The 2,155-nt window shown below is 42.9% G+C and carries 1 protein-coding gene and 1 pseudogene; both read left to right on the top strand.

Going from position 1 to position 2,155, the window contains the following annotated elements; genetic code table 11:
- Positions 1-296, top strand: a pseudogene (locus RM529_RS16955) (ligase-associated DNA damage response exonuclease); the annotation flags it as partial.
- A gap of 15 nt (positions 297-311) precedes the next feature.
- Positions 312-1,904, top strand: coding sequence for an ATP-dependent DNA ligase (locus RM529_RS16950; RefSeq protein WP_311485934.1), 1,593 nt, complete (start codon positions 312-314; stop codon positions 1,902-1,904).
- Positions 1,905-2,155 lie beyond the last annotated feature (251 nt).

Below are 2,155 nucleotides of genomic sequence, written 5' to 3'. Positions count from 1 at the left end.
GGATAAAAAAAATGGTTCCCTACGTTACAGGATCGGCCAGTGGCTGGATGACCTTTAGAGGTGCGCGCAGGAGAAGAGCAATAGATAAAGGTTTCGTGCTTTCAGATCATTGCGACTGGCAGGGTTTGCTGTCTTCTATTGAAGCAACAGGATGTGAGAAAGTGATTTGCACACACGGTTACACCGATATTTTTTCCCGCTATCTCAGGGAAAAAGGTTATGATGCGAGGACCGAAGAAACGCAGTACGAAGGCGAAGCGGGAGAACAGGAAGCTAAGAAAGAACAGGAAGATTAAGTCTGGAGAACAACAATGAAATTATTTGCTGAACTTATAAAAAAACTGGATAGCACCAATAAAACCAGTCTCAAGGTCGCGGCGTTAACAGATTATCTTAAGGCGGCCCCAGATAAAGACAAGGTTTGGGCAATAGCTATTTTATCTCATCGCCGTCCGCCACGGCCAGTGAATACTACACTTATGCGCAATTGGGCATCAGAATTGGCAAATATCCCGCTCTGGCTTTTTGAAGAATCCTATCATATTGTGGGGGATCTGGCAGAGACCATTGCTCTTGTCATTCCGCCGGCAGAAGCGTCTTCAGAAAAAAGTCTGAATCAATATCTACAGGAAATTATAGATTTGAAATCACAGTCTGAGATTGAGAAAAAAGAATATCTTTTTACAAATTGGCTCGCTCTCAATTATTACGAACGCTTTGTTTTTACCAAATTGATAACAGGCAGTTTCAGGATTGGAGTGAGCCAGAAGCTGATGACGAGGGCGTTATCCAAAGCCACAGAAATTGATGAAGATATTCTCGCCTATAAATTAATGGGGAATTGGGAACCGGCCAATATCTCTTTTACAAAATTAATTCTTGAAGAAAATGAGGAGGATTACCTTTCAAAACCTTATCCGTTTTACCTCGCTTATGCCATAGAAGGCGAGCCTGGGGATTTGGGCGATGTCTCACAATGGAGTGCAGAGCATAAATGGGATGGCATCCGTTCTCAGGCCATTGTTAGAAATGGGGAATTGTTTGTTTGGAGCCGGGGCGAAGAATTGGTTACCGATAAGTACCCGGAATTCCAGGCATTGGTAGGAAAAATTCCGGATGGAACTGTTATAGATGCGGAAATTCTTCCTTTTCCTGAAGGTGAAATCGGAACTTTTAATGATCTGCAAACCCGAATTGGCCGAAAGAATGTTTCCAAAAATCTGCTGAAGAAGACTCCGGTGATCCTGAAGGCTTACGATATTTTGGAGTGGGAGGGAAAAGATATACGAAAATTGCCATTTTCGGCACGTCGCCTTATTTTAGAAAAACTCTATGCTGAAGTTGCTGCGGAAGATTTTCCGTTGCATTTATCAAAAACTATAAACTTTAATACCTGGGAAGAAGCCGCCGCCGAAAGGGAAAGGGCAAGGGAAGAAAAATCTGAAGGATTAATGCTGAAGCGACTCGATTCTCCCTATTTGGTGGGCAGAAAAAAAGGAGATTGGTGGAAATGGAAGGTCGATCCCCTTACTATAGATGCCGTGCTTACTTACGCCATGCGTGGTCACGGCCGCAGGAGCAATCTTTTTACAGACTATACTTTTGCACTTTGGGATAGTGAAAAGGAAGAACTGGTGACTTTTGCAAAAGCATATTCCGGGTTGACAGACGCCGAATTCAGAAAACTGGATGCGTGGATTAAGAAAAACACGCTGGAGCGTTTTGGGCCGGTGCGAAGTGTTACTCCGCATCATGTTTTTGAAATTGCTTTTGAAGGGATAGCAGAATCAAAAAGGCATAAGAGTGGAGTTGCAACCAGATTCCCAAGAATGCTGAGATGGCGAACCGATAAAAAAATTGAAGAAGCAAATACTCTTGAAGATCTAAAAGCATTAATTCCCTGACCACCCCGACCTTCGGTCACCCCTCCTTTTTAAGGAGGGGAGCTGAAAAAAGCTGCTTCTTTTTGAAGGTAAAGTGGAATTGTCAGCGCATAGTTGATTTAGAAAAACAATCAAAAAAAGTTCCTTCCCTTTTTTCAAGGGAAGGTGGCTTAATCAGCGGGAGCTGATTAAGACGGAAGGGTAAAAACCACAATTATGAAACAACCAATTCACAATAAAAAGCACCTGGAAACCTTCAGGAAAACCTTGAG

Source organism: Autumnicola edwardsiae, assembly GCF_031846505.1.
In the GTDB taxonomy this organism is placed as follows: Bacteria; Bacteroidota; Bacteroidia; order Flavobacteriales; family Flavobacteriaceae; genus Autumnicola; species Autumnicola edwardsiae.
The sequence above is the reverse complement of the archived record's forward strand: the minus strand, read 5'-3'. Positions and strand labels throughout refer to the sequence as shown.

What these genes read in the sequence shown, in the direction of transcription:
- RM529_RS16950 (WP_311485934.1), top strand. Translation starts at nt 312, where the DNA reads ATGAAATTATTTGCTGAACTTATAAAAAAACTGGATAGCACCAATAAA.